Genomic DNA, 26,513 nt, shown 5'->3' with positions numbered 1-26,513 from the left:
TTTATTAATAGGGTCCGAGCCATTCCCAGCTATGCCCGTCATCTCTGACAAAAAATCGGTATTCATCATCCGTTTTGACAACTACCGTCAATTGCTTCAAGTTATTTTCGATAAGCATCACTTCTTCATAAACGTCATTACCGAAGGTATCAGGCCCGGACCAGGTCAAACCCTGATCATTATTTCTCCACCAATGACCCAATCCTCCATCCTTTAAGGGCGCTACCACCTCGAAATTTCCGTATGAACTCTCAATAAATGCAGGTGTTCCCCTTACCCCTTCTGCAAAAGCCGGTGACTCGAACCACTCGCTGCTGTCTTCATCCCTCCAGTAATGGATAAGTTCTTTTCCGATTCTGCAGATCATTTCGATATTACCGATACGGGTCTCCAGCGCGGTGAACGCTTCTACTCTTTCGCTTCCGAACGTATGGGGACCGTACATATTTATTTTGCCTCTGCTTTTCACGGATTTCCAGTACGATATTCCTTGCCCAAGAGAAGCGGTCAGCCATTCCACTGTATTTCCGGTGCTCTTCTGCCTGCGGATAAAAAACGGCATATCCCCCAAATACGTGTCGAGAAAGCGTTCTTGTGCTTCCGCATTGGATTGGATTAACTGTTTAAGGTTGTTTTGCACAAAAACGCGCGTTTCATCTTTCATGTCTCTCGGTACTGGATGCAGAAGATAACCCTTTTCGTTTCCGTTCAGCAGACCTATGGTTTCATCCAACGCGAAATAGGGTCTGTAACGTATGGAACTCCCGGTGGATGCCGGATAGGCGTTAAGTTCGAAACCATAGCGCTCGGTCATCGTAACGTAGGCGACTTCATCTATTCCAAAGGCTCCCGTCTTCTTCAATCTCGTTTTCAGCTCGTCGTATTGCTTGCTTTTTAAAAAACGGCGGACCAGCCGTCTGCTGAACACTTGGCCCACATTAAAGGATTCGTAGAGAGGTTTCTCGCCAAATAACGGCTTCCATAAATCATATTCTTCGCGCACCTGGTTGCCTATGAAAGAATCTTCGTGCGAGAGTTTGGTGTCTACTCCCATATAATCCTTGTCATTCATTTGCTGAGTTATGAAGCTTTCGTAGCCCTCCCTTACAAATAGAGCGTCCGAGTCCATATTAATCAAATAGTCGTAATCGTAATTCATGTCTTCCAGCCATCTCATCGTTTCCAGCAAATAGATGCCTGTTATGCCATAATACAATTTTCGGCTGGTTGGACAGACGGGAACGCCCAGATGATCGCATAAGCTTGAATCATTGCCTCCGTTATATAAAATGACAGAACTATTCGGGCAATAACCTCTGATATTATCCAAAAGGTCCAAGACGACACTCCGCTTGTTGTGGACCAGCAAGGCAAAACATATTTTTTTCGAGCGGTTTGTTTTCTCCTCCATAGTAGAACACTCCTCGTTATTAACCTGGTGCTTTATCATATGTGAAGTTCATTGAGCCGATTAGACTAGTAATCATACGGGTAGAAAATAGCGAAGGATATGCTTCCGTACCTGTCATCGTCGATAGCGTGGACATATGGTGAAGCAGGACGCAATCTAAAAACAAATAAAGAAGAAGGTGGTGCGTGATGCCTGATAAACTGATGGTGGTCGCTCATCCCGACGACGAATCTATTTTCGGAGGAGCGGCGTTATTAAGTGAACGAGGCTGGAAGGTTATTTGCTTAACTAATCGTGAGGATGAAACCCGGTCTGAAGAATTTCACAGGGCCATGAAAAGGGTAGGAGCTGCATATGAAATATGGAACTATCCCGATCTATATGACGGAAGCTTTGATCCAGGACAATTGGGCAAGGATTTGGAAAAGGTTATCCACAAACACCGGTTTGGGCGTATTGTTACGCATAATCTTGGCGGAGAGTATGGACACAGCCAGCATAAATCGCTTTCAAAAATATTGCATGGCATGGGGATCGACAACTTGTATGTATTCGATAAATCGGACGAAGTACTGCCATTTCATCTGCTGCGGGACAAATTAATCCTGTTGTCGGTCTATCACAGCCAAATGTTCGTTATCGAGCAGTTGATGCCGTATATTTTATACGAACGTATTGTGCCGTATGATGAATCCCCCCTTTATCATCCAGCTAAGAAGGTGAAACTCCATGAGAATCGTGCAAGTGGTCCCGAATATTATCCCGATTCCCGGCAGCGGCGGGATTGAGAGAGTGGCTTTTCTCTTATCCAATGAACTGGTAAAAAGAGGCCACGAGGTTTATGTATACGCCTTGGCGGGAAGCAGCAGCAATGCGGTTATTATTCCCTACGGACATAGAGGATTTTTCAAACATAATATAAAAGATTTTGTCATTCATACGCTGCCGGATGATGTGGATGTGATCCATGATCATACGCATGATTTGGTCATCGGACGTGAAAATTTAAATGTGCCTACTGTCTCAACGATCCACACGGAATGGGGATTAAGCATCCCTCTGAAGTTCCCGGTATATGTGACCAAAACCAAACTAATGATGTCAACGAATAATTCCCATGGGGCTTACGTGCATAATGGGATTGATTTGAACGGGTATGCTTTAGAAAAGAATAAAGATGACTATTTATTATTTTTGGGAAGGATTGATCGAGAAAAAGGAGTGAGGGATGCTGTAAGATTGGCCGAGCAGACCGGCATGAGAACCATCATTGCAGGTCCGGTCTGGGACCAGGAATTATACGGCGAAATTTACCCGCGGATGGAGAAGGCACCTAACATATCCTATGTTGGCGAAGTCCATGGCATGGAAAAGCAAAACCTGCTGATGAATGCGAAATGGCTCCTGTTTCCGACAGCATGCGAGGAACAGTTCGGGTTAGTGTTGGTTGAGGCCCTGGCTTGCGGGACATCGGTAGCCGCTTACGGAAGAGGGGCAGTTCCTGAAGTACTTCAAGGGCTGCCCCAGTTTATTTGCGATAATTTCGATGATATGAAACGCTTGATTGAGGGGTTGTCTCCTTTCTCTCCTCAAGAGCTGCGCGAGTATGTCTCCCTCCGGTATACGAAAGAAAAGATGACCGATGAGTATTTGGAGCTTTACTGGAGAGCCATTCGGGCTAGCAGGATTTAAGTGGATGGTGAGGCCGTAACTACGGAGAATGTTTGGACTTCCGGCCGCTGTTGTCGTAAGAATTTCTTGAATTTTACCGCTGTTCGCGGATGAAATCCGGAGACAGCCTATGCTTTCGGAGCGAGCTTTCCTGCGGAAAGCTTTCGGGCGGTCGCTATCGCTCCTACAGTTCCAAAATTCCCCTCCCGTTACTTCATCCATAACTTATTTTTTCAGTTCAATCTTAAAGCGGTAAAAATCTGGAGGCGACCGCTGCAGCTTTTCCGCAATCGTTCCGTCCTCTCCGCTGCTTTCAGCGGGAATCAAGATCCATACTTCAAGCTACCTACTTTGGCTCCACAGTGGATTCCATCGACGTGGAGTCAACCGTTGATTCAGAATCTATAAGTCCTGAAGCTGCCCTTGCCTCATTCAGTTTGGAGATACCATACAGCATGGCAAGATCTGCATTCTGATTCAGTTCTTTGAATTCGTCTGCCGTCACATCAGCGGAATCGGCGCTCTTGGAAGCTTGTTCTTTTAAGGAATAAGCACTTTGAAAGGCTATTTTGGAGTCTTCCAGCAGCGCTTTGATATCTTTGGGAAGTCCTGAAGAAATTTTCACATCTTCGGCCCGTTTCGATAACTCAGCAGCAGTGTTCTGAAATCCATCAATCGCTTTCTTCAACTGCTTGTCCGTAGCATTACCCGCCGAATAAGAAGCAATTAATTCATTGAAATCCTCCAAGGAAGACTTGCCTTCCTGTTCAATCGCAGACAATTCATTATAGAAATTCTGCACATTTTCCTGTATATCTTCCTTTGTAACAATTGCCGTCGCCTCATTATTGCTGCAGGCGCTCAGCAGGGAAAATATCATAATCAGGCCCAATACTAACATTCTTTTCATTTCTATCCCTCCTACTAAAGCATAATGTCGATTATTGTAAAGTGCAAATTAAAAATTATTGACTTGAGTCATGCAAAAAACTTGTTGTAAATCTATGAGATCAATTGACGATAAATCAGAACCTTTGTCGAAGGTGCAAAAATAAAAAGGACATCTACCGGATTTGGAGAAATTGTTGGTTACCACGCCCACAAATTCCCAAAAGGAGATGTCTAGGAATATGGTAACCTCGTACATGCCCCTCGTCAAGTTCATTTTATCTCTTCAATTGATGCTGTCTCGTCCGCAGCGTAATCATATGATTTCATTGATGCACGGCATCCTGTTATGTGAAGGACGCAAAACGATCACTTCGATCCGAAAGCAGACCGGACAATATCGGGATCTTAGTTGTATCACTCGCTTTCTGAAAGAATCCACCTGGTGCAAGAACCGTGTTCAGCGGCGGCGTATACAATTTCTAATCGAGCGGATTCGTCGATCACGCCGGAACAAAGGAGACTCGCGAACCCTGGTTTTCTTCATCATTGATGATACCAGTTGCAAGAAAGACAAGAGCACCAAACGAATGGAAGGCTTGGACTTTCATTTTGCTCACGACGATGGCAAAAGCCAATGGTCGCATTGCCTCGTCACGTCTCATCTGGTGACCGATGGCTTCTCCCTGTCCTGGGATTTCCGTCCCTACTTTCGGAAGGAATACTGCGAGAAGCATAATCTTCCGTTCAAAAGCAAAAATGACTTGGCCATCCAAATGATCGAGGATTATCCAGCCTCTGATGATGAGCTCGTTTACGTACTGATGGACAGCTGGTATACGAGCGAGAAAATCGTCAACGCCTGTAATGCCAAGGGATTTCACATTATCGCGGCTCTCAAAAGCAACCGTTTGATCGCTCCTGCGGGTATTCGGATATCGTTAGCAGATTTTACCTCCCAGTACGTCCGAAAGTCTGATCTTCGTTCCGTTACCACGGAGAATCGAGAGACGTACTGGATTTACCAATACGAAGGTCCTGTGGCTGATATCGAGAATGTCAACGTCCTGATGTCTTGGGAGAACACGTATGAGTCCGGTAAGAACCCTTTCTTTATTCTGTGTACGGATAAGAGTCTGGATGTCGTGACCATCCTGCGCTATTACGATGTACGCTGGCACATCGAGACCGGCTATCGTTACTTCAAGGATTTAATGGGCTTTGACCACTACCAATTGTGGTCGTTTCAAGCGATCGAGCGGTTTTGGGTGATTCAATTTTTGACACAAAATTTCGTCGAACTGCAGCGCTATGAATGGTCAAAAACGAACGCCCAATTAACGTTTGGAGATGTCGTAAGACGGATTCGCCAAGATTACTTTGGACAACTGGTCGTGTATGTGTACGAGCAGGCATTGGCGAAAACACCACTTTTCGATGTTTTGAAACGGTTGAAGCTCACCGCCTAAACACCATTTTTGGCTTCACGCTACCAGTATGCCCTTTGGGGCTAGACGATCTGTGTTTTTGCAAGACTCAAGTTATTGAAATATAAAATAAAACCGCCGGTTTCTATCCGGCAGCCACAACGGGGGATGCCCCTAAACTTGGACGGTTTCTACCGCAAGCGGAGACACTGCATTCGTTTTATCGATGTAAATAAAAGCATCATAACGTTTGGATATAACAGTAGAAACGTAATTGCCCCGCTCCCATTCCGGGTGGTATACGACGCCAATCGCCCGGTGACCGATGACGGTCTCATCCAAAACGGGCTCCTCCGTGTCGAAAAAGAGCAGCTTATCCTCCGCTCCGTCCCGGTGCAGAAGCTCCTCCCAGCTATTTGTTGCAGCCTGCGGTACGCGCATTTTTTCCAGCGGAGCCCCCCAGATTATTTCTTCCAAAGTTTGCACGCATCCAGCACAAAACATGCGTCTTTGATGTCAACAATGCTGTCTGTCGCCCAATAAGGACAAGGAGTTCTTTATTCACCTTATTGATTTAAGATATACTAATTAATGATATTAATATTTTCATAATGGAGGAGCCGCAGTGAAAGCACGAAAAAAATTAATAAGTCTCATTATTCTCCTGTTATTTTCCATTATCGTTTATAAGTACGGAGAAGATAGACTGAGCAACGAGCCCTCAGTTCCATCAAATGAAGAGGCTATAAAGCTTGTCTTTCCTTCGGACCGCTATCCGGAGACTGCCAGACATATTCAGGACGCTATCGCAAGCGGAGAGCAGCCGGTCTGCACCATTGACCGGGAGGGTGCTGATGAGAACCGCAGTCTATCCTTGAAAGGGGTGCCTACCAAAAAGGGCTATGACCGGGACGAGTGGCCCATGGCCATGTGCCGGGAAGGCGGAGAAGGCGCTGACATCGAATACATAGCGCCAAGCGATAATCGTGGTGCCGGAAGCTGGGTCGGCAATCAATTGGAGGATTTTGCTGACGGTACGCGCGTAGAATTTATGTTCAAATAAGAATACAAACGGGATCACTTATCCGGTAACTTATAACCGTTCCAGGCCCGCAGGTAGCTACCTGGCAGGACTGGAACGGTTATTTGCTTGTTTAGAATATACAGGCTTTTAAAATAATAACCAACAGAATGTACAGAACCAGAATTGCGCCTGTGGAAGTCCAAGGACAAACTACCGGCATTACATGACCTGGGCCTACATTCGCTCCTCCAACATTTCCTCCGTAACAACATTCATTTCCCATGTTAATAACCTCCTCTTAATATTAACTACAGTCCAGAATATGTGGCAAAAGACTATACCGTTTGGGCAAAATGGCAAAGAATAGTTGGGCCGCTTGATATTCGCCTGCAATTGCTTTATGCTTAGCAATACAGAACATTTGTTCCTATTTATCCCTAAGAGGTGACCTATCAATGAAAAACTATTATCAAATGACTGCTTTGGAGAAATGGACGGAGGACTTCTATGAAAGATTGGACATCAAGGATCCTTCGCAAATCTCGATAGAGTATATTTCTGAACGCCTTCATATTTGGATTCATTATTTAGCTGTGAGGAGCAAGGGAATTGAAGCCTCTGCCGGTATGTACAGTATGTTCATTGACAGCCGCCTGCCGGCCGGTATACAGCGTCTGGAGTTTCTGCATGAGCTCTGTCATTTGCTCCGCCATGCCGGTAAGCAGACGCTGATGCCCGAGCATTTTACACAGCCCCAAGAGGATGAGGCGGATCGTTTTATCCTCTATGCAGCAATGCCGTACTCCATGATCTCGAGAAGTACGTTGCCGGAGCTTAGAAGCGAAGCTATCAGCATGATCACAACCGAGTTTCAAGTGCCGGCAGAGCTGGCGATGCAGCGTATAGATCAAATCCAAAGACGGATTTTTCAAGGACAGCTATTGGCTGTCATGGAGACTCGTGGGGAGAGGCTCTCCAGAAAATAGCCGGAATGAGGCGATTTTACGGTAATGCTATGATCGTTTGCTTAAGGCTCTCTTCTTGCTGCAGCGATAATATATGCGGCATTTATTGTATCAAAGCGTTGTGTGACCGTTATGGATGCCCCTTTTTTAACCTCGGGCAAATCCGGATAACTCGGCTTGGTGTAGGAATCCGTTGCGAATCCGCCTTTGTTCTTAAACACGACCAATGGATGAATGTCAGATTTGCCTTTTGGTATATCTTCTCCCGAAATATTAAGGGCTTTAATGGATAAAGAATGAGGAAACATCGTAAAGGAAGTTAGGTTAAGAGCACCATCGATGCTGCCAGAAGTGAAATCATTTCCCGCAAAATCTTCAAAGGGCTGCCCTGCCGCCATTCGTTCATCGGTAATATGAAGCAACTGTTTCTTTTGATCCCATGTATATTTCACATCCGTATAATCCAGAAACAAGCGGACTGGCAGAAACATAGAGCCACCTTTTAGTACCGGAGAGGTATCCATTATAATTGTATTACCATCCACTTTTGCAATTTTAGAATCGATAGTAACTTCAAACGTATGGTTTAACAATAATAGGTTAGCCGTTTTTGACGAGCTATCAAATGTAACAGTCCCCCCCATTAAATCCTGATTCGCCCGTAGCGGCATAAGCAGGCGGTGATTAGCATCAACAAACGGAGAAGAGGGCTGGGTATATAAAATATAAAATTTATCTATTTTCAAGTGAATCGGTATCTCCTCTTGCCCTTTAGCCTGTACATTATTTGCTCCCGGAAATATGAACAAACAGATGAAACATACAACCCATATTTTACCCAAGAGAAAATTCATAATATCATCCTTTTTTCGAGAAATTTGTTATTTCCTATTCTACAGTTTTTCAAAGCAAAAAACCCTTACAAAGTAAGGGTTCTTGATAAGTGGGCCCTGAGGGACTCGAACCCCCGACCAATCGGTTATGAGCCGACCGCTCTAACCAACTGAGCTAAGGGCCCGGATGAAAAATATCCGTCATATATAATTGCTGCTTGTAAATAAATTGGTTGCGGGGGCAGGATTTGAACCTGCGGCCTTCGGGTTATGAGCCCGACGAGCTACCGGGCTGCTCCACCCCGCGTCAGTAATCATATTCAAACAGCGACAATAAATAATATACATTACATGAGGGTAATAAGTCAAGAAGGGATTAGCAAAAGTTCTCAAGGAAGGAAACGCACACCGTAACGACCTTTACGGGAGCGGTAAATTTCCACAAACCGCGGGTCATGATAGCCGTAAATCCAGCCATCCTGCTCCAGGCGTTTTGCGAGACATCCTGCTTGAAATCGGGTTCTGAACAGTTTCGCGAAGTATATCCAATTCATGATGCCCTCTTCTCCTTTTTCGCAAATTGATTATACCCTGCTCCGAACTTAGCATGCCCATTTTTCATAAAATAACCCGGCAAAGGTGAAGTCTAGAGGATTAGGCGTAACAAACAAGCCTCCGTAGCTCAGTACGAAAAACTCCCCTTCGCCTGCGGGGCGAGGGGAGCTTAAGGTACTGCTATTGTTGAGATTATGCCCTACACGCCAAAAGCTGCCGGGTCTTTTCTCCAGGACTGGAGCAGCTCCACGTCACCAGGGGCAATCTTACCCTGGTTAAGCGCCACATCAATCAAGGTGCTATAGTTGGATAAGCTTTGAAGAGGAATTCCAGAAGCAGAGAACGCTTCTGTAGCACGATCCAGCTCATAGCTGAAAATAGCCAGCACAGCCAGCGGCTCACCGCCTGCTTCCTGAACAGCCTGTGCTGCCTTGATGGAGCTGCCGCCGGTGGAGATCAAATCTTCGATGACAATAACCTTTTGTCCGGGAGCAATCAGGCCCTCGATCTGGTTCTGCTTGCCATGGCCTTTCGCTTTGTCACGAATATAAGCCATCGGCAGATTCAGCTTCTGGGCTACCCATGCCGCATGCGGTATACCTGCTGTAGCCGTACCCGCAATCACTTCAGTCTCCGGATACTGACTGGATATCAGCTCAGCAAAAGCATCGGCAATATAGCTGCGGACTTCAGGGTAAGACAAGGTCAGGCGATTATCGCAATAGATCGGGGACTTGATTCCGGAAGTCCAGGTAAAAGGCTCCTGCGGACGTAGCGCCACCGCTCCAATGTTCAATAAATAGGCTGCTATTTGTTCACTCTTATTCAATAATGAGCTCATGCCTGAATCATCTCCTCAATGATATTTAGTGCAGCTTGACGCGGGTCCGCTGCAGACGTTACAGGCCGGCCTACTACGAGGTAGTGGCTGCCCTGCCGGATGGCTTGTCCAGGCGTCATTACCCGGGACTGGTCGTCCAGGGACGAACCGGACGGACGGATGCCTGGTGTTACTGTGCGGAAAGCAGGGCCGCAGGCCTCAGCAATCGCTGCCGACTCCTGCGGCGAGGCCACAACGCCGTCCAGACCGGCCTCAGCCGCCAGTTTAGCGTATCTCACCACGGTGTCCGTTACGTTGCCGGGAATTCCAATCTCGCCGTTCATGACCTCCTGGCTCGTGCTGGTCAGCTGCGTGACTGCAATAATCAGCGGCATGCTTAATGCCGGATTTCCACTCACCGCAGAGGCTGCTCCAGCACGGGCCGCTGCCATCATGACCGAACCGCCTGATGCATGGACGTTGAACATATCCACGCCCAGCTGTGTCAGGCTCTCTGCGCCCCCTTTTACGGTATTGGGGATATCATGCATTTTGACATCCAAAAATACAGAATATCCGCGTGTCTTCAGTTCTTTGATGAATTCCGGTCCCGCCGCGTAGAAAAGCTGCATCCCGACCTTCATGTAGCAAGGAATTCCTTCCAGCTTCTGAATGAACAGCTTCGCCTGTGTAACGTCAGGATAATCCAGGGCGATCATCAGGCGCTGCGCCATTTCCTCCCGCTTCGCCGTAAGCCGTATATTCTCTTCCGTCTGCTGCCCTTCTCCTTGTGCCATATCATCGCTCCTATCCAGTGCGGCTGTGACGCACTATAGATTTATTAGACCCGGGCACAGCGGAACGGTCTGCGAATAAACGCAAACCGTTCGAATGCTGCCCTAAGAGGTATCTTTATTGTCCGACAAAAGCAGGCATGGACTCCGAAGAGAAGTTAATGGTCTGCAGCATGATCAGGAGCGCCTTCACCGTATCGAGCGAGGTCATACATACGACACCGTTCTCTACCGCTTCACGGCGGATACGGAACCCGTCACGTTCCGGTGTTTTGCCCTTGGTCAGTGTATTAAAGACGAAGTTGGCTTTACCACCGCGGATCAAATCGACGATGGTCGGCTCTCCTTCACCAAGCTTATTTACGTTCATTACATTGAGGCCGGCATCTTCCAGCGCAATCGCCGTACCGCCTGTAGCAATGATTTTGTAGCCCATGGCATGGAAGCCTTTCATAAGCTCAACCGCTTCCGCCTTGTCTTTATCCGCTACTGTAACGATGATAGCTCCCGTAGCCGGAATCTTCATCCCAGCTCCGATCAGGCCCTTATACAATGCTTTGGCGTACAGTTTATCACGGCCCATTACTTCACCGGTCGACTTCATTTCAGGTCCCAGTGTGGGCTCTACTCTGCGCAGTTTAGCAAAAGAGAACACAGGCACTTTAACCGATACATAATCGCTTTCCGGCCACAGACCTTCCACATAACCATCGTCCTTCAGCTTGCTGCCGAGAATGATCTTTGTAGCCAAGTGAGCCATAGGAATCCCTGTGACCTTACTCAGGAAAGGAACCGTACGCGAGGAACGTGGATTCACTTCGATTACATACACTTCATTTTGATAAATGACAAATTGAATGTTGACCAGTCCAATGGTTTTCAGCTCTTTGGCAATCTTGATCGTAATGTCTGCGATCTTCTGCTTCAGGCCTTCATCCAGATATTGCGGAGGATATACAGCTATAGAGTCACCGGAGTGAACACCTGCGCGTTCCACATGCTCCATGATACCCGGAATAACAACCGTTTCCCCATCGCAAATCGCGTCAACCTCCACCTCTTTACCCAGCATATAACGGTCAATCAATACCGGATGCTCCGGGTTGACCTTAACCGCTTCTACCATGTAGCTGAGCAGTTCCGTGTCATTGTAGACAATTTCCATTGCGCGTCCGCCCAGTACATAGGAAGGACGTACAAGCACAGGATAACCAAGCTCTTGTGCAGTCTCTACTGCATCATCTATCGAATTGACTGTCTTGCCTTTTGGCTGTGCCACATCTAGACGAGTGAGAAGCGCTTCAAATTTTTTACGGTTCTCTGCTTCATCAATACTTTCCAGGCTTGTGCCGAGGATATTAACCCCAGCTGCACTCAAAGGTGCTGCAAGGTTGATAGCCGTCTGCCCGCCGAACTGTACGATAACTCCGATTGGATTCTCCTGAGCAATTACGTTCATTACATCTTCAAAGAACAACGGTTCAAAATACAACCGGTCCGAAGTGTTGAAGTCCGTAGATACCGTCTCAGGATTATTATTGATAATTACTGCTTCATAGCCTGCTTTTTGAATAGCCCATACCGCGTGCACAGTGGAATAATCGAATTCAATCCCTTGACCAATCCGGATCGGTCCGGAGCCAAGTACTATGACCTTTTGTTTGTCGGAATGAATGACCTCATTCTCCGTCTCATAGGTCGAATAGTAATACGGTGTGGAAGCTTCAAATTCAGCCGCGCAGGTGTCTACCATTTTGAAAACAGGTGTCAGTCCTTGCTTCAGACGGAATACCCGAACCTCGGATTCTTTGGTTTGTTCGCCGTCAGGATATGCTTGTGCCCGTATTTCTGCAATGGCACGATCCGTAAATCCCTTACGCTTGGCTTGATACAATGTTTCCTCAGTCAGGCTTTCTTCTCCACGAATAACATCTTCAAATTGAATTAATCCTTCAATCTTGGAGAGGAACCACCAATCGATGTTCGTGATGTCCTGAACTTCTTGTAATGTATACCTGCGGCGGAAGGCCTCTGCGATTAGGAAAAGACGTTCATCGTCGGCTTTGGCCAGACGTTCACGCAGCACATTCTCTTCCAGAGCATCTGTACCCGGAAGGTAGAAACGGTGCACCCCAATTTCCAGGGAACGGATGGCTTTATGAATCGACTCTTCAAAGGTACGGCCGATCGCCATAACCTCGCCAGTAGCTTTCATTTGAGTGCCAAGCTTCCGGTTCGCATAGATGAATTTATCAAAAGGCCAGCGTGGAATTTTGCTTACAATATAGTCAAGTGTAGGTTCAAAGCAGGCATACGTCTGGCCGGTAACCGGATTGACAATTTCATCAAGCGTATAGCCCAGCGCGATTTTTGCGGCCATTTTGGCGATCGGATAGCCTGTAGCTTTCGAAGCCAACGCCGAGGAACGGCTGACACGCGGATTTACTTCAATTACATAATATTGGTAGCTCTGCGGATCAAGCGCGAACTGCACGTTGCAGCCGCCTTCGATATTAAGCGCACGGATGATTTTGAGTGAAGCACTGCGCAGCATTTGATATTCGCGGTCTGAAAGCGTCTGACTCGGAGCTACAACAATACTGTCCCCGGTGTGCACTCCGACCGGATCAAAGTTCTCCATGTTGCAGACAACGATACAGTTGTCGTTCGCATCACGCATAACCTCGTATTCAACTTCTTTCATACCCGCAATGCTCTTCTCTACCAGGCATTGTCCGATCGGGCTGTAACGAATACCCGCTTTGACCGTCTCACGAAGTTCTTCTTCATTGTCACAAATCCCGCCGCCTGTTCCGCCTAAGGTGTAGGCCGGACGTACAATCAGCGGATATCCGATTCCTGACGCGAATTCAAGAGCTTCCTCCAAGGTAGTGATAATGGAGCTTTCAGGTACAGGCTGATCCAGCTCACGCATCAGATCTCTGAACAAATCCCGATCCTCTGCCTTCTCGATGGATTCAAGCTGTGTGCCCAGCAGTTTTACGTTCTCTTTCTCGAGTACCCCTGCGCGGGCAAGTTCTACAGCCATATTCAGGCCGGTCTGCCCGCCCAGCGTTGGCAGCAATCCGTCCGGACGCTCCTGGCGGATAATACCGGTTACGAATTCAAGAGTAATTGGCTCGATATAAACTTTGTCAGCCATGTTCGTATCGGTCATGATGGTGGCGGGATTGCTGTTGATCAGCACGACCTCCACGCCTTCTTCTTTAAGCGCCTGGCAGGCCTGAGTTCCTGCGTAGTCAAACTCGGCAGCCTGGCCAATGACGATTGGCCCGGAGCCAATCACGAGTATTTTTTTCAGCTTATCGTTCTTTGGCATGTTATAGAGCTCCTTTCACGGCTTCAAGCTGTGCTGTTGGTTTCGGCGCCGTGATTCTGGCGTTCGCTGCAAGCTGCGCCTGGCGCGAGCTTACAGGAGTATTGGCTTTGTGATCTGCAATCATTTGCAGAAAACGGTCGAACAAATAGCTGCTGTCATGCGGTCCCGGCGCCGCTTCCGGATGATACTGCACCGAAAAAGCGGGGTAGCGGGTATGTTTAAGTCCTTCGACAGTCTTATCATTATTGTTAATATGCGTAACTTCCAGCTCAGTGTTGTTGACAGAGTCCTCATTCACCGTGTAGCCATGGTTCTGGGAGGTGATGAAGCAGCGTCCGCTTTCCAGTTCCTTGACAGGATGGTTCCCGCCGCGGTGACCGAATTTAAGCTTTTCTGTATCCGCTCCGCAAGCCAGAGCAAACAGCTGATGACCCAGGCAGATCCCGAAAATCGGATATTCACCAAGCAGCTCCGAAATGGTTTGGACAGCATGAGGTACATCTTTAGGGTCCCCGGGGCCATTGGACAGCTGAATGCCATCCGGGTTCAACCGGCGGATTTCGTCCGCTGTTACATCATGAGGCACTACTACCACATCACAGCCGCGGCTGTTCAGCTCGCGCAGGATACCGGTTTTGGCACCATAATCCACCAGAACAATCCGTTCTTTACTTCCCGGGCTGCTGTACATGGTAGTCGTTGATGTGCGGGCTACCTGATTGCGAAGCTCCTCAATCGTCGTGTCACCCATCATTTCCATCAACTCCTCCACACGCTTGCCCGAAGTGGTCAGGATGGCTTTCATGGTTCCGTAGTGACGGATGATGCGCGTCAGCATCCGTGTATCAATTTCGCTGATGCCGGGAATACCGTATTCCTTCAACAAGTCGTCCACACTGTATTCGGCCCGCCAGTTGCTCGGTACGGTCTCATGGCGACGCACGACAAAACCGTGCACAAAAGGGCGAACAGATTCGAAATCATCCCTGGTAATGCCGTAATTTCCGATCAGCGGGTATGTCATAGTAACGATTTGCCCACAGTACGAAGGATCCGACAGCACCTCCTGATATCCCGTAATCCCTGTGTTAAAAACAACCTCGCCCGTCTTCTCGCCCTCAGCCCCAAAAGCGGTACCTGTGAACAGTGTTCCGTCCTGTAGCAGCAATCTCGCCTGCATTCCCTTCACTCCTTCTGTTTGTTTCTATAGTAAAGTTTCGTTAGTTATTTTCATTCCATACTTCTCTGCCGTCTACCCAAGTCATTACTGGCCAGCCTTTAAGCTTCCAGCCTCCAAAAGGAGTATTGCGCCCTTTGCTTGCGAAGGATCCAGGATCCACTTCCTTTTCCTGCTCCAGATCAATCAGTGTCAAATCTGCGGGAGCCCCGATGTCAAGAATACCTGTGTTCAACCGGAATACCCGGGCCGGATCAGCAGTCATTCTCTGTACCAGCAGGGATAGATCCCATTTACCCGTTTCTACGAAGGCTGTATACAGCAGCGGGAAGGCCGTCTCGAAGCCAACGATGCCAAAAGGTGCAAGCTGCATGCCCTTGGCTTTCTCTTCCTCGCTATGCGGTGCATGATCCGTAACGATCATGTCGAGCGTGCCGTCCAGCAGAGCCTCGATACATGCCTCTACATCACGCCGGGAACGCAGGGGCGGGTTCATTTTCCAATTGGAATCCATGCCCGGAATGTCTTCTTCTGACAGCAGCAGATGATGCGGACAAACCTCGGCAGTTACTTTAATGCCAATCTCCTTCGCTTGCCGGATCAGCCGTACAGATTGCTCTGTACTGACATGGCACACATGATAATGAACCCCCGTAGCTTCAGCCAGCAAAATATCCCGGCCTACGTGGATTGCTTCAGATTCATTAGGTATTCCCTTTAATCCATGCCGTGTCGCAAACTTTCCTTCGTTTACACAAGCACCCTCAACCAGTGAGTTGTCCTCACAGTGAGCGATAACCGGCATATCCAGAGACGCTGCAATATTCATGGCGTCCTTCATCATTTGCGCACTCTGCACGCCCACCCCGTCATCGGTAAAGCCTATCGCTCCAGCTTCCTTCAACGCGGCAAAATCGGTCAGCTCGCGGCCAAGCTCATTCTTCGTGATTGCCGCATACGGCAGCACCTTCACCAGACCAGCTTCACGCGCTTTGTCTTTCACAAATTGCACGACCTCCGGTGTATCGGTTACGGGCCGTGTATTAGGCATGCAAGCGATCGTAGTGAATCCGCCTTTAGCCGCCGAACGGCTTCCGGTTTCCACCGTTTCCTTGTGCTCGAAGCCCGGCTCACGAAGATGCACATGCATATCAATCAATCCTGGAATCAGCAGCTTGCCTTCCGCATCCACGATTTCCCCAGACCCGCCTACCTCTTCTTGACCTTCAATAACAGCAGAGATCATTCCGTCTTCAAGTACAATATGTTTAAGTTCTAAAGTGCCTTGCTTATTAATAACGCTGGCGTTCTTAATAATCACTGTTATAATTCTCCTTTTTGCCCGCGCACAGCTCTTGCAGGCCTCTCGTCATTATATAATAAAAATTCATCTTTGTGTATATTTATTAATACATTTTTACAGCATCGCTCTTTCGATAACTGCCATACGAACAGGCACACCATTGGCCATCTGCGGAAAAATTCTTGATTTACTGCTTTCTACTACAGCGTCGTCAATTTCCACGTTCCGGTTAACCGGAGCCGGATGCATAATGATTGTACCTGTACCAAGCTTGGCTGCACGTTCTTCCGTAAGTCCGAACTGCCGCCGGTATTCCTCCGCCGATTGAAGCATGCCCATTGCATGCCGCTCCAGCTGCACGCGGAGCATCATTACTACATCCGCCTTCATTGCCTCATCAATGGATACATATGGGGCATAGGCCGCGAGCTCGGGAGCCTTCATATTTTCCGGTGCACAGAACTGCACTTGTGCCCCCATCTTGGTCAGCCCCCATAGATTGGAGCGTGCTACACGGCTATGCATAATATCTCCGATAATCGAGACCTTCAGACCTTTTAATTCACCGAATGTTTTAGTCATTGTATACATATCGAGCAGCGCCTGTGTCGGGTGCTCATTGTTTCCATCACCGGCGTTGATGAGCGGAATGGAGACCTTCTCTGCCAACTGCTGCAGTACCCCTGCTGGCTTCAATCGCACAACTCCGGCATCGATGCCCATGGATTCCAGAGTACGAACTGTATCGTAAATCGACTCGCCTTTTTCTACACTGGAAGCCGCAGCCGTGAAATTCAGAACCTGGGCGCCGAGGCGCTTTTCGGCCATTTCGAATGAAAACCGGGTGCGCGTGCTGTTCTCGAAGAACATATTCGACACAAACCGAGATTCCAGCACGGGTGTTAATTTCTCGCTTTGGCTGTCCCAGTAGGCTGTTCTATTCAGCAGTTGGCTTATTTCCGACCGGTCCAAATCCTTGATCCCCAGCAAACTGCGTTCTTTCACCTTGGTTGCTGTCATCATTGTTATCGTTCCTCCCGGTTTGAAATAATATATACTTCATCCTTGCCGTCGAATTCTGTCAGTGCCACTTCAATTTGCTCGTGCTTCGAGGTGGGGACATTTTTACCGATATAATCCGGACGGATCGGCAATTCCCGATGTCCGCGATCCGCCAGTACAGCCAGTTGAATCATCCGCGGCCGTCCGCAATCCATCAGAGCGTCCATTGCCGCCCGGATCGTGCGGCCCGTATACAGCACATCGTCGAACAAAATCACTTTTTTATCGTGGATACCCGCACTGCCAGAGGTGATGGTCAGATTGCTCTTAACCACCGTCTGATCGTTCGCTTCACCAGTTTCACTGCCGCCCTCTTCGCGGTCATCCCGGTAATGCGTGATATCCAGCTCCCCGTAAGGAATGTCGACACCTTCAATCTCCTTGATCCGTTCCGCGATCCTCTGTGCCAGGTACACCCCGCGGGTACGAATGCCGACCAGCAGACAATTCTCAATACCCTTGTTCTTCTCCAAAATCTCATGCGCAATGCGCGACAGCGCCCGGCGAATTGCCGTTTCATCCATAATGACATTTTTCTCAGTAACCATAATCGCGTCATCCTCCAGCTTGTTTGCCTGTCCAAGTTCCCGGAAATCAAAAAACTCCTTGCCCAAAGCAGGCAAGGAGTGAAATCCGCAGATTAAGAAAGATGGATTGTCCGCGCGCATAAAAAGATCATCCGTATACATACGGATACCCTTCTAAGAGTCGCGAACCTCGATTCACGTTACCTTGCCAGCCTCACGGGACTGAATTAAAGGCGCTATTCATTTAACTGAAATTATGACAGAACTCGCGACGAGTGTCAAATCGGAGATGATATTTTCTCTATTCAACATCAAGTAAAATATTTGATTTTCCAAAAACAAGATCACTCCCCTAGTCATTAGGCTGTAATTCAATATATTTACAAAACAAACGCACTGTGATTTAATGAACTGGAATTTGCAAAAAAAAGCAGCTACTTGAAATCATCTTCGTGCGGGATGATAAACAGCAGCAAGCTTCGGAGTATAGCCATCAGACCCTAAAACGGGTGAACGGATTTAAAGGGTGAGTTTTTTTGCTATTCAATACATAATGTAGCGCTACTAAATGTTTTACAACTTAATCAGAATTAACTGGTAAAACTGGACCTTTTTACTCAATCCTCACGAGGCAAGGGCCCTCTCGTTTACCAACAGAATGTAGAAAAGGAGGAATCCATATGTCATCCGAGAAAGGGCTTGAAGACCTGCGCGCCGAACTCGACAAGATCGATGAGCAATTGCTTGATACGGTAAAATCACGTATAGAGTGCTGCGTTCGAATCGCGCTCTATAAGCGTGAGCATGATATCCCGATGATGCAGCCGCATCGGATCAACTTTGTTCAGGAACGCGCAGCTCGCTACGCTGCTGCGAATGATATCAGCGCAGATTTCTTGCGCCAATTCTATGAACTCATCATTTCCGAAACCTGCAGGGTTGAGGATTTAGTGATCGGCAAAACAGCAAAGGAGTAAGCCAGACCCTCACTAACAGTTCGGCTTCATATCGAGCCGAACATCACGGAAAGGAGGAATTGTTAGAATGTCTTCAGGGATACAAACACTTCTAATCGATAACTACGACTCGTTCACTTATAACCTCTATCAGTTGATCAGTGAGGTGAATGGGCGGCCGCCGCTGGTTGTCCATAATGACCTCGACTGGTCACAGGTGCCGCTTGATAAGATCGACAACATCGTAATCTCTCCGGGCCCGGGCCGACCGGACCGGGCGCGGGACTTCGGCGTTAGCGCTGCTGCAATTCTCGACTCCGGGTTGCCGGTACTCGGGGTCTGCCTCGGCCACCAGGGTATTGCCCACCTGTTTGGTGGTCAGTTTAACCACGCTCCTGAGCCTATGCATGGACGCGTCTCAGACGTCCGGCACTCTGGAATCGACATCTTCGCAGGGCTGCCGTCACCGTTCTCCATTGTGCGCTATCACTCCCTTGTTGTGACCGGGCTTAGTAATGAGGTAGAAGCGATCGCGTGGACCCAGGATGGACTGATGATGGGTCTGCGGCATCGCACCTTACCGATTTGGGGAGTGCAATTCCACCCAGAGTCAATCTGCAGCGAGTACGGGCGCGAGTTGCTTGCCAACTTCCGCGACCTGACTCCGCTTCGCACTCGACAAGCTGAGAAACAGCCGTCATCAGAGCAGCCCTCTTGCAACGAACCCGGCCTCTACCAGATTCATGTCCGCCAACTGGCGACCTTCCCTGACGCTCAGACGAGCTATCAGGAACTGTTTGCCGATGCCCCGCATGGATTTTGGCTGGACAGCAGTGCAGTCATCGACGGATTATCACGTTTCTCCTATCTCGGTGACGGCACTGGGGCGAACGCAGAATATATCACCTATCGGATTGCCGAAGGTGAGGTTAACATACACCGCGCAGGTCAAGAGCCCAAGTCCATTCGACAGCCATTTTACGATTATCTTGATGAGCAAATGCGCCGTCGCGCAACCCCTACGCCGGAAGATCTGCCGTTTGACTTTAATCTGGGTTATGTGGGTTACATAGGCTACGAGCTGAAAGTCGAGACCTGCGGGAGCAGCCAGTACCAATCTGAAGTTCCCGATGCTGCCCTGCTGTTCGCGGACCGCATGCTCGTCCTCGATCATTTTGAACGAGAAGCCTACTTGCTGTGCCTCTCGATTGATGACGATCAAGAAGCGATCGCCTGGATTGATGCAACAGAACAGCGCATAGGCAAGCTGCCCGCCGCATCGCATGATTCGCACGAGTCCACGGTGCTCACGGACGTACCTGATCACGATGTCGCCATCGAGTTGCGGCATGACCGGGAAGCCTATCTTCAACTAATCGATGAGTGCATAGAAGAAATTCGCAACGGTGAATCCTATGAGATCTGCCTAACAAACACCGCAACGGTGCACACTTCGATCGATCCTTGGGTCACCTATACCCATCTGCGACGCATCAGTCCGGTTCCCTATGGGGCGTTTTTGAACTTTCCTGACGGGGCGGTGCTGAGTGCCTCCCCGGAACGCTTTCTCTCCATCGGTACCGATCGCGTCATCGAGTCCAAACCAATCAAGGGTACCCGAATGCGTGGAGCGACTCCTGCCGAAGATGAGCAACTGCGCAACGAGCTGCTCAGCCAGGAAAAGGATCGCGCAGAGAACCTGATGATCGTAGACCTGGTTCGCAATGACTTCAACATGATTTGCACGGTTGGATCGGTTCATGTACCCCGGCTGTTCTACGTGGAGACATACACGCCGGTACACCAGTTGATCTCGACGATTCGCGGCACCATACGCCCGGACAAATCGACGGTTGACTGCGTGCGTGCCGCCTTCCCCGGCGGCTCAATGACGGGTGCTCCGAAGATTCGCACAATGGAGATCATCGATCGGCTTGAAAGAGGACCTCGCGGCGTCTACTCTGGCGGCCTCGGATGGTTCGCACTGAGCGGCGCTGCGGATCTCAGCATTGTTATACGAACGATCGTCTTCACCGAGGACAAGGCGACCTTCGGTGTCGGGGGAGCAATCACGTCATTGTCAGACCCGGCAGAGGAGTTTGAAGAGACACAGATCAAGGCACGGGCTATGATCTCGGCCATCGCAGCGGCTGGAATCGTTGCGGTGGGGGGTTCACGATGAGTCAGAAGCTTCGGCGGTGCGTAATCGTGGGTGGGGCTGGTGGTGTCGGTGGTATGTTCGCAACCCTGCTGGCAAGATCCGGCGTAGAAGTATGCGTCATCGACATGACCCCTCCGGCTGTGGAACTGCAATTCGAGCAATGTGATATCACCGCACCGACCAAGAAGGCGTCTGCTGCCATCAAGACGGCGGACATGGTGGTACTCGCTTTGCCGGAGAGCGTGGCGCTCCGAGCGGTAGCCTTTGTAGGCACGGCAATGAAGCCGGAGGCTCTTCTCGCGCACACCCTCTCGGTGCAGTCTCCCATAGCCGCTGATGTCAGAGCCTTAGGACTGCCCCTCGAGGTAATCGGCCTGAACCCAATGTTTGCACCTAGCCTAAGCATCGTGGGCCGTCCGGTCGCCGTCATCATCCAGAATGATGGGCCGCGTACGGGCGAGCTGCTCCGACTGCTTTCGGATTGGGGCGGACGTGTGGTGCGGCTAGGTGCTGAAGAGCACGACCAACTGGTCGCAGCGATGCAGGCGCTCACTCATGCGGCGGTGCTCTCCTTCGGATTGGCCCTCGCTGGTCTCAATGTCGACATTGCCAAACTGAGCTCCCTTGCCCCGCCTCCACACGCAACTCTGCTCGCGCTGCTGGCGAGAATCAGCTCCGGTACGCCAGAGGTCTATTGGGATGTCCAATCTGCGAATCATCGAGCACCGGCAGCGCGGGCCGCGCTTGCCGGTGCCATCGAGCGGCTGAACGCAGCGGCGAAGGATGAGTCCGCATTCATTGACATGCTGCGTGAGGCCCGTGAGGTCTTGGGTACCGAACTTGCACCGTATCAGGAGCTCTGTGCTCGCATCTTCAACGGGCCGCTGTCGCAGCTCAGCCGAACAGCACAGGAAGAGAAACAATGACCAAAACACAAACCAACCCTGTAAACTGGTTCGTGCCCGGATCTCCAAGACGTTGGATTCCTTGGACGCGCCCTTTCCAAGGGGATCTCAAAATTCTATCTAAGAGGGAATTCTATGGTTAAAAAAATGCATTACGGATGGATTATATTAATACTATCTTGCAGTGCCTTACTTTCAGTACAAGGAGTAAGATCCTCATTTGGGGCTTTTGTACAACCATGGGAAAATGAATTTTCAGCTTTAAGAGGAACGATCTCTCTTATGGGGTCCTTCAGTTTTATCGTTTACGGATTTTCCCAACCTATTATCGGAAAGTTAATTGATAAATGGGGTATTAAAAATATACTTTCCTTTAGCACATTATTTGTTGGAATTGCTACGATACTAAGTTCCTTTACTACATCTCAATGGCAACTAATTGTCTTATATAGTGTGACTTCCATTGGATTTGGAGGGGCTTCTGGAATTGTTGCTTCAGTAGCTGCAACCCTCTGGTTTAAAAAAAAGAAAGGCTTGGCACTAGGAATCATAAATGGAGGAGCTAGTGCCGGACAATTTTTTGTGGTTCCTGCCAGTCTTTTATTAATACAAATGGTTGGATGGAGGTTAACGGTAATATTGCTGGGAGGAGTACTGCTTGTAATTTTCCCATTACTCTACATATTTCTAAGAGACACGCCTTCAGATAAGGGACTGACTGCATACGGGGAAGAAGAAGGCAAGGAGGAAGTAACAGATCAACAAAATGTAATTGAGAAAAAAACAACTTTACAATTATTTCAATCAAAAGCATTCTGGTTTTTATCCGTTCCCTATTTTATTTGCGGGTTTACAACAACGGGATTAATGGACACTCATCTTATTCCCTACGCAAATGATCATGGATATTCTACACAAGTGACAGGAGCAGCCATAAGTGTACTAGCCGCATGTAACCTGGTCGGGACGATATTATCCGGTCAAATCGCCGACCGCTGGAACAAAAAAATGTTCTTAGGGTTATTGTTCATGACCAGAGCAGTCTCAATCGTCTTATTGCTTGCTACGAATCAAACTTCACTATTCTTTTTATTTGCCATTTTATTTGGGGTCGTGGATTATGCAACATTCGTACCTGTACAATTAATTGCCGCAGAGCATTTTAAAAATCATTCTATGGGATATGTGTTTGGATTACTAGCTTTGAGTCATCAGCTTGGGGCTGCTTTTGGCGCTTATATACCAGGGGTGATCTATGATTTTACAGGAAGTTATTATGGATCGTTTGCGGCGGCGGTCATATCATTAATTGCAGCCACAATGATGATTGTAACCCTTCCTGTGAATCAAGATGTCCAAGTATCTTGCTCCTCGTAAGGGTTACCTCTGAAAGCAGCGGAGAGGACGGAACGATTGCGGAAAAGCGCAGCGGTCGCCTTGGTCTCCGGATTTTTACCGCTAAGGTTAATAAAAAAAATCTGGAGACCACAGCGATGGAGCAACGGTCCGTTCGCGGAGCGTCCACTCAGAACACCTACTTAAGTCTTACTCAAAAGAGAGGGGGTATCCCAACAGCCATTTGTATGGCTTTTGGGACACCCCCTTTTGTTCATTAAGATTAAAATTCAAATTCAACATCACTAAGACGTCTTTGGATTTCCGAAATTACGCGTTTCTCTTCCTCTTCACCCTTGGCGATAAAGGTAACGGAGAAACGAACGAAAGAGCCGGCATCATCCCAAGGCACACTGGAGATTAATTTCTCGCGAATAAGGAATTGCGAGAAGTCTTCGCCGGATTCGAAACGGCGTCCGCCCTTGATTCCTTTTGGCGCTTCTACATACAAGAAGAAAGAGCCTTTCGGTTTCTCGGCCTTAAAGCCAAGACTGTTCAAGGCATCCACCAGCATGTTGTGGCGGCGGGAATACTTGGCTGCAATGGCTTCCGTAATCTCCGGATGAGCAAGGCCATAAGCAGCGGCTTTCTGGATCGCGATAAACTGGCCGGAATCATTGTTATCCTTAACATCGCTGAACGCTTTAACAACCAGCGGATTTCCGGCTACAAAGCCGATTCTCCAGCCAGTCATATTATAGGATTTGGAGAGGGAGTGAAGCTCTACACCGACATCCTTCGCGCCTGGAACAGACAAGAAACTGAGCGGCTTCAAACCGTCATATGTCAGAGCTGCATACGGAGCATCATGGATTACGACCACATCATATTTTTTGGCCCAAGCTACTACTTCGGCAAAAAATTCAGGAGTCGCGCTTGCGCCCGTAGGATTGTTCGGATAGTTCAAATAAATAAGCTTTGCCTTACGGGCAACGTCTTCCGGAATGGAATTCAGGTCAGGAAGGAAGTTATTCTCCTTCTTCAGTTCCACCGTAAACACTTGTCCACCCAAATATTTGGTGTGCGTGCCCAGCACCGGGTAACCCGGAACAGTCATGATCGTAATGTCGCCCGGATTAATGAAGCAGGATGGCAGCATCGCCAGAGCCGGCTTCGAGCCGATGGAATGCACAACCTCAGTTTCAGGGTCGATGCCTTCCACACGGAATACTTCTCTCAGATATTCAGCAGCGGCTGTCTTGAATTCGGCAATTCCGTTATCCGCATATCCGCGGTTCTCTTCCTTAGCCGCTTCTTCGGCAAGCTTGGCTACGATTCCCTCGTCCGCCATCTCATCAGGCTCGCCTACTCCGAGGTCGATCAGTTCGATATCCGGAAAATCTTTTTTCGCGGATGCTTTGGCACGTTTGATTTTCTCAAATTTGTAGATTGCTGTATCTTTGCCATAGTTCGCGCCACCGATGCGGTCCGCAAAATGGGTCTGAATAAACGTATCTTGATATTGTTCAATACTCATAATTTTCGTCTCATCTCCCGGATTTATTATAGAAAGTATAAGTTCCACCTATACTCTGCTATGGTTAAATATGACGTAAAGCTGCCTTCAAAACCATGGATTAATTATCACTTCATTTGTACTTATCTGCTGCGCAGGGTAAACAGTACATCTTCCATATCGGCCGGTATCGGCGCACTAAATTCCAGATATTCACCCGAAGAAGGATGAACAAATCCAAGCACGGCTGCATGCAGCGCCTGGCCCTCCATGGTTGTTCCCTTGCTGCGTCCATAGATAGGATCTCCCACAAGCGGGTGCCCGATAAACTTCATATGTACACGGATTTGATGGGTGCGGCCCGTCTCCAATTGCAGCTCGACCAGAGTACAGTCCCCAAAGCGTTCCAGCACTGTAAAATGGGTCACGGATTTCTTGCTGTTCTTCTGAGTAACCACATAAAGCTTGCGGTCCTGCGGATCTCTTCCGATAGGAGCATCCACCGTACCCTTGTCATGGGACAAATTGCCTTGGACTATTGCAATGTAGCGGCGTGTCACACTGTGCTCCTTAAGCTGGGCGGCCAGGGATGCGTGGCTTGCGTCATTTTTGGCAGCCATTATAAGCCCGGAGGTATCCTTATCAATCCTGTGAACAATTCCCGGACGGATCTCTCCGTTAATGCCTGACAGATCCTTGCAATGATACATCAATGCATTGACAAGCGTGCCAGAAGGATGGCCTACCGCCGGATGAACGACCATACCGCGCTTTTTATTCACAACGATAACATCGCTGTCTTCATATACAATTTCGAGCGGAATATTCTCTGCCACCAAATCTGTAACTTCCGTCTCCGGAACGGTGACTGTAACAATATCACCTTCGAACAGCTTATAATTGGCCTTCACTTGCTCCCCATTGACTGTAACATGTCCACCACTGATCCATAGCTGTACCTGGGAACGGGAAATATTCTCTTCCCATGCTTCAGTAATATATTTATCGATCCGCTCGCGCGCATTCTCTCCGGTAACGGTCCACTCCGTGACGTCCTTCTCTTCTTCGTAGCCAGCTGCCTCGGGCTGATTGACGTCTTTGTTCAATTTATTCATTCCCTTCCTTTACTTCCTCTATTTCCTTGACCTCGAGAACCTCTTCACCGCCGCCCTTTAAATCACGCAGGGAATCCAGAATAATGAGGGCCACACCTATAACAATGCAGGAGTCAGCCACATTAAAAATCGGGAAGGTATAGCTTCCGAAATTAAATTGCAGGAAATCTACAACCTCACCCGCCAGCATCCGGTCCAGAAAGTTGCCCAGCGCACCGCCGAGCACCAATCCAAGCGCCGTAGGCAGCAATTTCCGCGTTGCTTTTGCCTTATTCAAGTACCAGACGATACCAATAACCACTACAACCGTAACGATGAAGAAAAACCACTGTTTGCCTTCCAGAATCCCAAAAGCCGCGCCGCGATTACGGTGTGAGGTAATTAAAAAGAAGTTGCCGATGACCGGAATTTGTTGCTGAAGCTCCAGGCGGGTAGCAATTAAATACTTCGTTCCCTGATCAACCAAAAATACGATAAGAGCAATCAGATAGTACACCACAGATGTTGTCACTCCGTTCTTATTTTTCCCGCTTTTTGCGGTCAAATACTGTATAAAGACTCGTATATTGTAGCACAGCCCTCAAGAACCCGTCTATTGCAGGTCACTCCATCAAAGGGTAAATCCGATACTATTTTCCAGCGCTAAAATCCCCTCTGCCAGGTCAACCTATCTAGGAACATTGTCGGAACACAACCCTTACATTTATCACTCTTATATAACATACAGA

Annotated in this window: 25 protein-coding genes and 2 tRNA genes; 9 read left to right on the top strand and 18 right to left on the bottom strand. The window is 48.5% G+C overall.

Translation table 11 applies throughout. The features are described 5' to 3' along the window. Positions 1–4 precede the first annotated feature (4 nt). Positions 5–1,411: a hypothetical protein gene (locus PaeBR_RS09360; protein WP_410514554.1), complete on the bottom strand. Its 1,407-nt coding sequence runs from the start codon at positions 1,409–1,411 to the stop codon at positions 5–7. A gap of 188 nt (positions 1,412–1,599) precedes the next feature. Between PaeBR_RS09360 and PaeBR_RS09355 the strand changes: the two genes are divergently transcribed. Both PaeBR_RS09355 and PaeBR_RS09350 read left to right on the top strand, forming a co-directional pair. Beyond that, positions 1,600–2,199 carry a PIG-L family deacetylase gene (locus tag PaeBR_RS09355; RefSeq protein ID WP_410514553.1) on the top strand — a complete coding sequence of 200 codons (600 nt, stop codon included), beginning with the start codon at positions 1,600–1,602 and terminating at the stop codon, positions 2,197–2,199. Continuing rightward, positions 2,141–3,103, top strand: coding sequence for a glycosyltransferase (locus tag PaeBR_RS09350; RefSeq protein WP_410514552.1), 963 nt, complete (start codon positions 2,141–2,143; stop codon positions 3,101–3,103). The genes PaeBR_RS09355 and PaeBR_RS09350 overlap by 59 nt, the downstream gene beginning before the upstream one ends. A gap of 325 nt (positions 3,104–3,428) precedes the next feature. Here the strand turns inward: PaeBR_RS09350 and PaeBR_RS09345 are convergent, their stop codons facing one another. Next, on the bottom strand, positions 3,429–3,992 hold the full coding sequence (locus tag PaeBR_RS09345; protein ID WP_410514551.1) for a hypothetical protein: 564 nt from the start codon (positions 3,990–3,992) through the stop codon (positions 3,429–3,431). A 220-nt stretch (positions 3,993–4,212) separates the two neighbouring features. Here PaeBR_RS09345 and PaeBR_RS09340 point away from each other — a divergent pair, with 220 nt between their 5' ends. Next, complete coding sequence (locus PaeBR_RS09340) at positions 4,213–5,439, top strand: IS701 family transposase (RefSeq protein ID WP_410514550.1); 1,227 nt, start codon at positions 4,213–4,215, stop codon at positions 5,437–5,439. Between the two features lie 132 nt (positions 5,440–5,571). Here PaeBR_RS09340 and PaeBR_RS09335 read toward each other — a convergent pair whose 3' ends face one another. Then, the gene (locus PaeBR_RS09335; RefSeq protein ID WP_410514549.1) at positions 5,572–5,874 is read right to left on the bottom strand and encodes an erythromycin esterase family protein; all 303 of its coding nucleotides are present in this window, start codon (positions 5,872–5,874) and stop codon (positions 5,572–5,574) included. A gap of 148 nt (positions 5,875–6,022) precedes the next feature. Here PaeBR_RS09335 and PaeBR_RS09330 point away from each other — a divergent pair, with 148 nt between their 5' ends. Then, positions 6,023–6,460: a DNA-entry nuclease gene (locus tag PaeBR_RS09330; RefSeq protein WP_410514548.1), complete on the top strand. Its 438-nt coding sequence runs from the start codon at positions 6,023–6,025 to the stop codon at positions 6,458–6,460. A gap of 91 nt (positions 6,461–6,551) precedes the next feature. On the opposite strand, the gene PaeBR_RS09325 is transcribed toward PaeBR_RS09330, so the two are convergent. Then, complete coding sequence (locus PaeBR_RS09325) at positions 6,552–6,704, bottom strand: hypothetical protein (protein WP_410514547.1); 153 nt, start codon at positions 6,702–6,704, stop codon at positions 6,552–6,554. 172 nt (positions 6,705–6,876) lie between these two features. Here PaeBR_RS09325 and PaeBR_RS09320 point away from each other — a divergent pair, with 172 nt between their 5' ends. After that, positions 6,877–7,407 carry an ImmA/IrrE family metallo-endopeptidase gene (locus PaeBR_RS09320; protein ID WP_410514546.1) on the top strand — a complete coding sequence of 177 codons (531 nt, stop codon included), beginning with the start codon at positions 6,877–6,879 and terminating at the stop codon, positions 7,405–7,407. A gap of 41 nt (positions 7,408–7,448) precedes the next feature. On the opposite strand, the gene PaeBR_RS09315 is transcribed toward PaeBR_RS09320, so the two are convergent. The 11 genes from PaeBR_RS09315 to pyrR form a co-directional block, all read right to left on the bottom strand. Next, complete coding sequence (locus tag PaeBR_RS09315; protein ID WP_410514545.1) at positions 7,449–8,132, bottom strand: copper amine oxidase N-terminal domain-containing protein; 684 nt, start codon at positions 8,130–8,132, stop codon at positions 7,449–7,451. 198 nt (positions 8,133–8,330) lie between these two features. Next, positions 8,331–8,404, bottom strand: a tRNA-Ile gene (locus PaeBR_RS09310). Positions 8,405–8,449: 45 nt separating this feature from the next. Beyond that, positions 8,450–8,526, bottom strand: a tRNA-Met gene (locus PaeBR_RS09305). A gap of 82 nt (positions 8,527–8,608) precedes the next feature. Further along, a complete protein-coding gene (locus tag PaeBR_RS09300; RefSeq protein ID WP_019909365.1) occupies positions 8,609–8,773 on the bottom strand; it encodes a hypothetical protein in 165 nt (54 codons plus the stop codon). A gap of 200 nt (positions 8,774–8,973) precedes the next feature. Then, positions 8,974–9,615, bottom strand: coding sequence for an orotate phosphoribosyltransferase (gene pyrE / locus PaeBR_RS09295; protein ID WP_410514544.1), 642 nt, complete (start codon positions 9,613–9,615; stop codon positions 8,974–8,976). After that, positions 9,612–10,391: an orotidine-5'-phosphate decarboxylase gene (gene pyrF, locus PaeBR_RS09290; RefSeq protein WP_410514543.1), complete on the bottom strand. Its 780-nt coding sequence runs from the start codon at positions 10,389–10,391 to the stop codon at positions 9,612–9,614. Before pyrF ends, pyrE begins: the two co-directional genes overlap by 4 nt. A gap of 115 nt (positions 10,392–10,506) precedes the next feature. Continuing rightward, a complete protein-coding gene (gene carB / locus PaeBR_RS09285; RefSeq protein WP_410514542.1) occupies positions 10,507–13,728 on the bottom strand; it encodes a carbamoyl-phosphate synthase large subunit in 3,222 nt (1,073 codons plus the stop codon). 1 nt (position 13,729) lies between these two features. Then, the gene (gene carA / locus PaeBR_RS09280; RefSeq protein ID WP_410514541.1) at positions 13,730–14,908 is read right to left on the bottom strand and encodes a glutamine-hydrolyzing carbamoyl-phosphate synthase small subunit; all 1,179 of its coding nucleotides are present in this window, start codon (positions 14,906–14,908) and stop codon (positions 13,730–13,732) included. Positions 14,909–14,948: 40 nt separating this feature from the next. Next, positions 14,949–16,232: a dihydroorotase gene (locus tag PaeBR_RS09275; protein WP_410515130.1), complete on the bottom strand. Its 1,284-nt coding sequence runs from the start codon at positions 16,230–16,232 to the stop codon at positions 14,949–14,951. A gap of 90 nt (positions 16,233–16,322) precedes the next feature. Continuing rightward, complete coding sequence (locus tag PaeBR_RS09270) at positions 16,323–17,231, bottom strand: aspartate carbamoyltransferase catalytic subunit (protein WP_410514540.1); 909 nt, start codon at positions 17,229–17,231, stop codon at positions 16,323–16,325. A 2-nt stretch (positions 17,232–17,233) separates the two neighbouring features. After that, positions 17,234–17,818, bottom strand: a complete 585-nt coding sequence (gene pyrR / locus PaeBR_RS09265; protein WP_410515129.1) for a bifunctional pyr operon transcriptional regulator/uracil phosphoribosyltransferase PyrR — start codon at positions 17,816–17,818, stop codon at positions 17,234–17,236. Positions 17,819–18,477: 659 nt separating this feature from the next. Between pyrR and PaeBR_RS09260 the strand changes: the two genes are divergently transcribed. From PaeBR_RS09260 to PaeBR_RS09245, 4 genes are all read left to right on the top strand, one after another. Further along, on the top strand, positions 18,478–18,774 hold the full coding sequence (locus tag PaeBR_RS09260; RefSeq protein ID WP_410514539.1) for a chorismate mutase family protein: 297 nt from the start codon (positions 18,478–18,480) through the stop codon (positions 18,772–18,774). A 67-nt stretch (positions 18,775–18,841) separates the two neighbouring features. Beyond that, positions 18,842–20,935 carry an aminodeoxychorismate synthase component I gene (gene pabB / locus PaeBR_RS09255; protein ID WP_410514538.1) on the top strand — a complete coding sequence of 698 codons (2,094 nt, stop codon included), beginning with the start codon at positions 18,842–18,844 and terminating at the stop codon, positions 20,933–20,935. After that, positions 20,932–21,840, top strand: coding sequence for a prephenate dehydrogenase dimerization domain-containing protein (locus PaeBR_RS09250; protein ID WP_410514537.1), 909 nt, complete (start codon positions 20,932–20,934; stop codon positions 21,838–21,840). Before pabB ends, PaeBR_RS09250 begins: the two co-directional genes overlap by 4 nt. A 114-nt stretch (positions 21,841–21,954) precedes the next feature. Next, entirely contained in the window at positions 21,955–23,196 is a 1,242-nt protein-coding gene (locus tag PaeBR_RS09245) for an MFS transporter (RefSeq protein ID WP_410514536.1), read from the top strand. A 241-nt stretch (positions 23,197–23,437) separates the two neighbouring features. Here the strand turns inward: PaeBR_RS09245 and PaeBR_RS09240 are convergent, their stop codons facing one another. The 3 genes from PaeBR_RS09240 to lspA all read right to left on the bottom strand — a co-directional run bounded on the left by PaeBR_RS09240 (position 23,438) and on the right by lspA (position 26,284). Further along, positions 23,438–24,691: an LL-diaminopimelate aminotransferase gene (locus PaeBR_RS09240; RefSeq protein WP_410514535.1), complete on the bottom strand. Its 1,254-nt coding sequence runs from the start codon at positions 24,689–24,691 to the stop codon at positions 23,438–23,440. Positions 24,692–24,813: 122 nt separating this feature from the next. After that, on the bottom strand, positions 24,814–25,785 hold the full coding sequence (locus tag PaeBR_RS09235) for an RluA family pseudouridine synthase (RefSeq protein WP_410514534.1): 972 nt from the start codon (positions 25,783–25,785) through the stop codon (positions 24,814–24,816). Then, on the bottom strand, positions 25,778–26,284 hold the full coding sequence (lspA, locus tag PaeBR_RS09230) for a signal peptidase II (RefSeq protein WP_410515128.1): 507 nt from the start codon (positions 26,282–26,284) through the stop codon (positions 25,778–25,780). Before lspA ends, PaeBR_RS09235 begins: the two co-directional genes overlap by 8 nt. Between the last annotated feature and the right edge of the window lie 229 nt (positions 26,285–26,513).

It is taken from the genome of Paenibacillus sp. BR2-3, assembly GCF_046529485.1.
GTDB lineage: Bacteria > Bacillota > Bacilli > Paenibacillales > Paenibacillaceae > Paenibacillus_AQ.
This window is presented reverse-complemented; position numbering and strand designations above follow the sequence as displayed.

Coding starts and splice junctions, on each gene's coding strand:
- PaeBR_RS09360 (WP_410514554.1), bottom strand. CDS start 1,411: ATGGAGGAGAAAACAAACCGCTCGAAAAAAATATGTTTTGCCTTGCTG.
- PaeBR_RS09355 (WP_410514553.1), top strand. CDS start 1,600: ATGCCTGATAAACTGATGGTGGTCGCTCATCCCGACGACGAATCTATT.
- PaeBR_RS09350 (WP_410514552.1), top strand. CDS start 2,141: ATGAGAATCGTGCAAGTGGTCCCGAATATTATCCCGATTCCCGGCAGC.
- PaeBR_RS09345 (WP_410514551.1), bottom strand. CDS start 3,992: ATGAAAAGAATGTTAGTATTGGGCCTGATTATGATATTTTCCCTGCTG.
- PaeBR_RS09340 (WP_410514550.1), top strand. CDS start 4,213: ATGGTAACCTCGTACATGCCCCTCGTCAAGTTCATTTTATCTCTTCAA.
- PaeBR_RS09325 (WP_410514547.1), bottom strand. CDS start 6,704: ATGGGAAATGAATGTTGTTACGGAGGAAATGTTGGAGGAGCGAATGTA.
- PaeBR_RS09320 (WP_410514546.1), top strand. CDS start 6,877: ATGAAAAACTATTATCAAATGACTGCTTTGGAGAAATGGACGGAGGAC.
- PaeBR_RS09300 (WP_019909365.1), bottom strand. CDS start 8,773: ATGAATTGGATATACTTCGCGAAACTGTTCAGAACCCGATTTCAAGCA.
- pyrE (WP_410514544.1), bottom strand. CDS start 9,615: ATGAGCTCATTATTGAATAAGAGTGAACAAATAGCAGCCTATTTATTG.
- pyrF (WP_410514543.1), bottom strand. CDS start 10,391: ATGGCACAAGGAGAAGGGCAGCAGACGGAAGAGAATATACGGCTTACG.
- carB (WP_410514542.1), bottom strand. CDS start 13,728: ATGCCAAAGAACGATAAGCTGAAAAAAATACTCGTGATTGGCTCCGGG.
- carA (WP_410514541.1), bottom strand. CDS start 14,908: ATGCAGGCGAGATTGCTGCTACAGGACGGAACACTGTTCACAGGTACC.
- PaeBR_RS09270 (WP_410514540.1), bottom strand. CDS start 17,231: ATGATGACAGCAACCAAGGTGAAAGAACGCAGTTTGCTGGGGATCAAG.
- pyrR (WP_410515129.1), bottom strand. CDS start 17,818: ATGGTTACTGAGAAAAATGTCATTATGGATGAAACGGCAATTCGCCGG.
- PaeBR_RS09260 (WP_410514539.1), top strand. CDS start 18,478: ATGTCATCCGAGAAAGGGCTTGAAGACCTGCGCGCCGAACTCGACAAG.
- pabB (WP_410514538.1), top strand. CDS start 18,842: ATGTCTTCAGGGATACAAACACTTCTAATCGATAACTACGACTCGTTC.
- PaeBR_RS09250 (WP_410514537.1), top strand. CDS start 20,932: ATGAGTCAGAAGCTTCGGCGGTGCGTAATCGTGGGTGGGGCTGGTGGT.
- PaeBR_RS09245 (WP_410514536.1), top strand. CDS start 21,955: ATGGTTAAAAAAATGCATTACGGATGGATTATATTAATACTATCTTGC.
- PaeBR_RS09240 (WP_410514535.1), bottom strand. CDS start 24,691: ATGAGTATTGAACAATATCAAGATACGTTTATTCAGACCCATTTTGCG.
- PaeBR_RS09235 (WP_410514534.1), bottom strand. CDS start 25,785: ATGAATAAATTGAACAAAGACGTCAATCAGCCCGAGGCAGCTGGCTAC.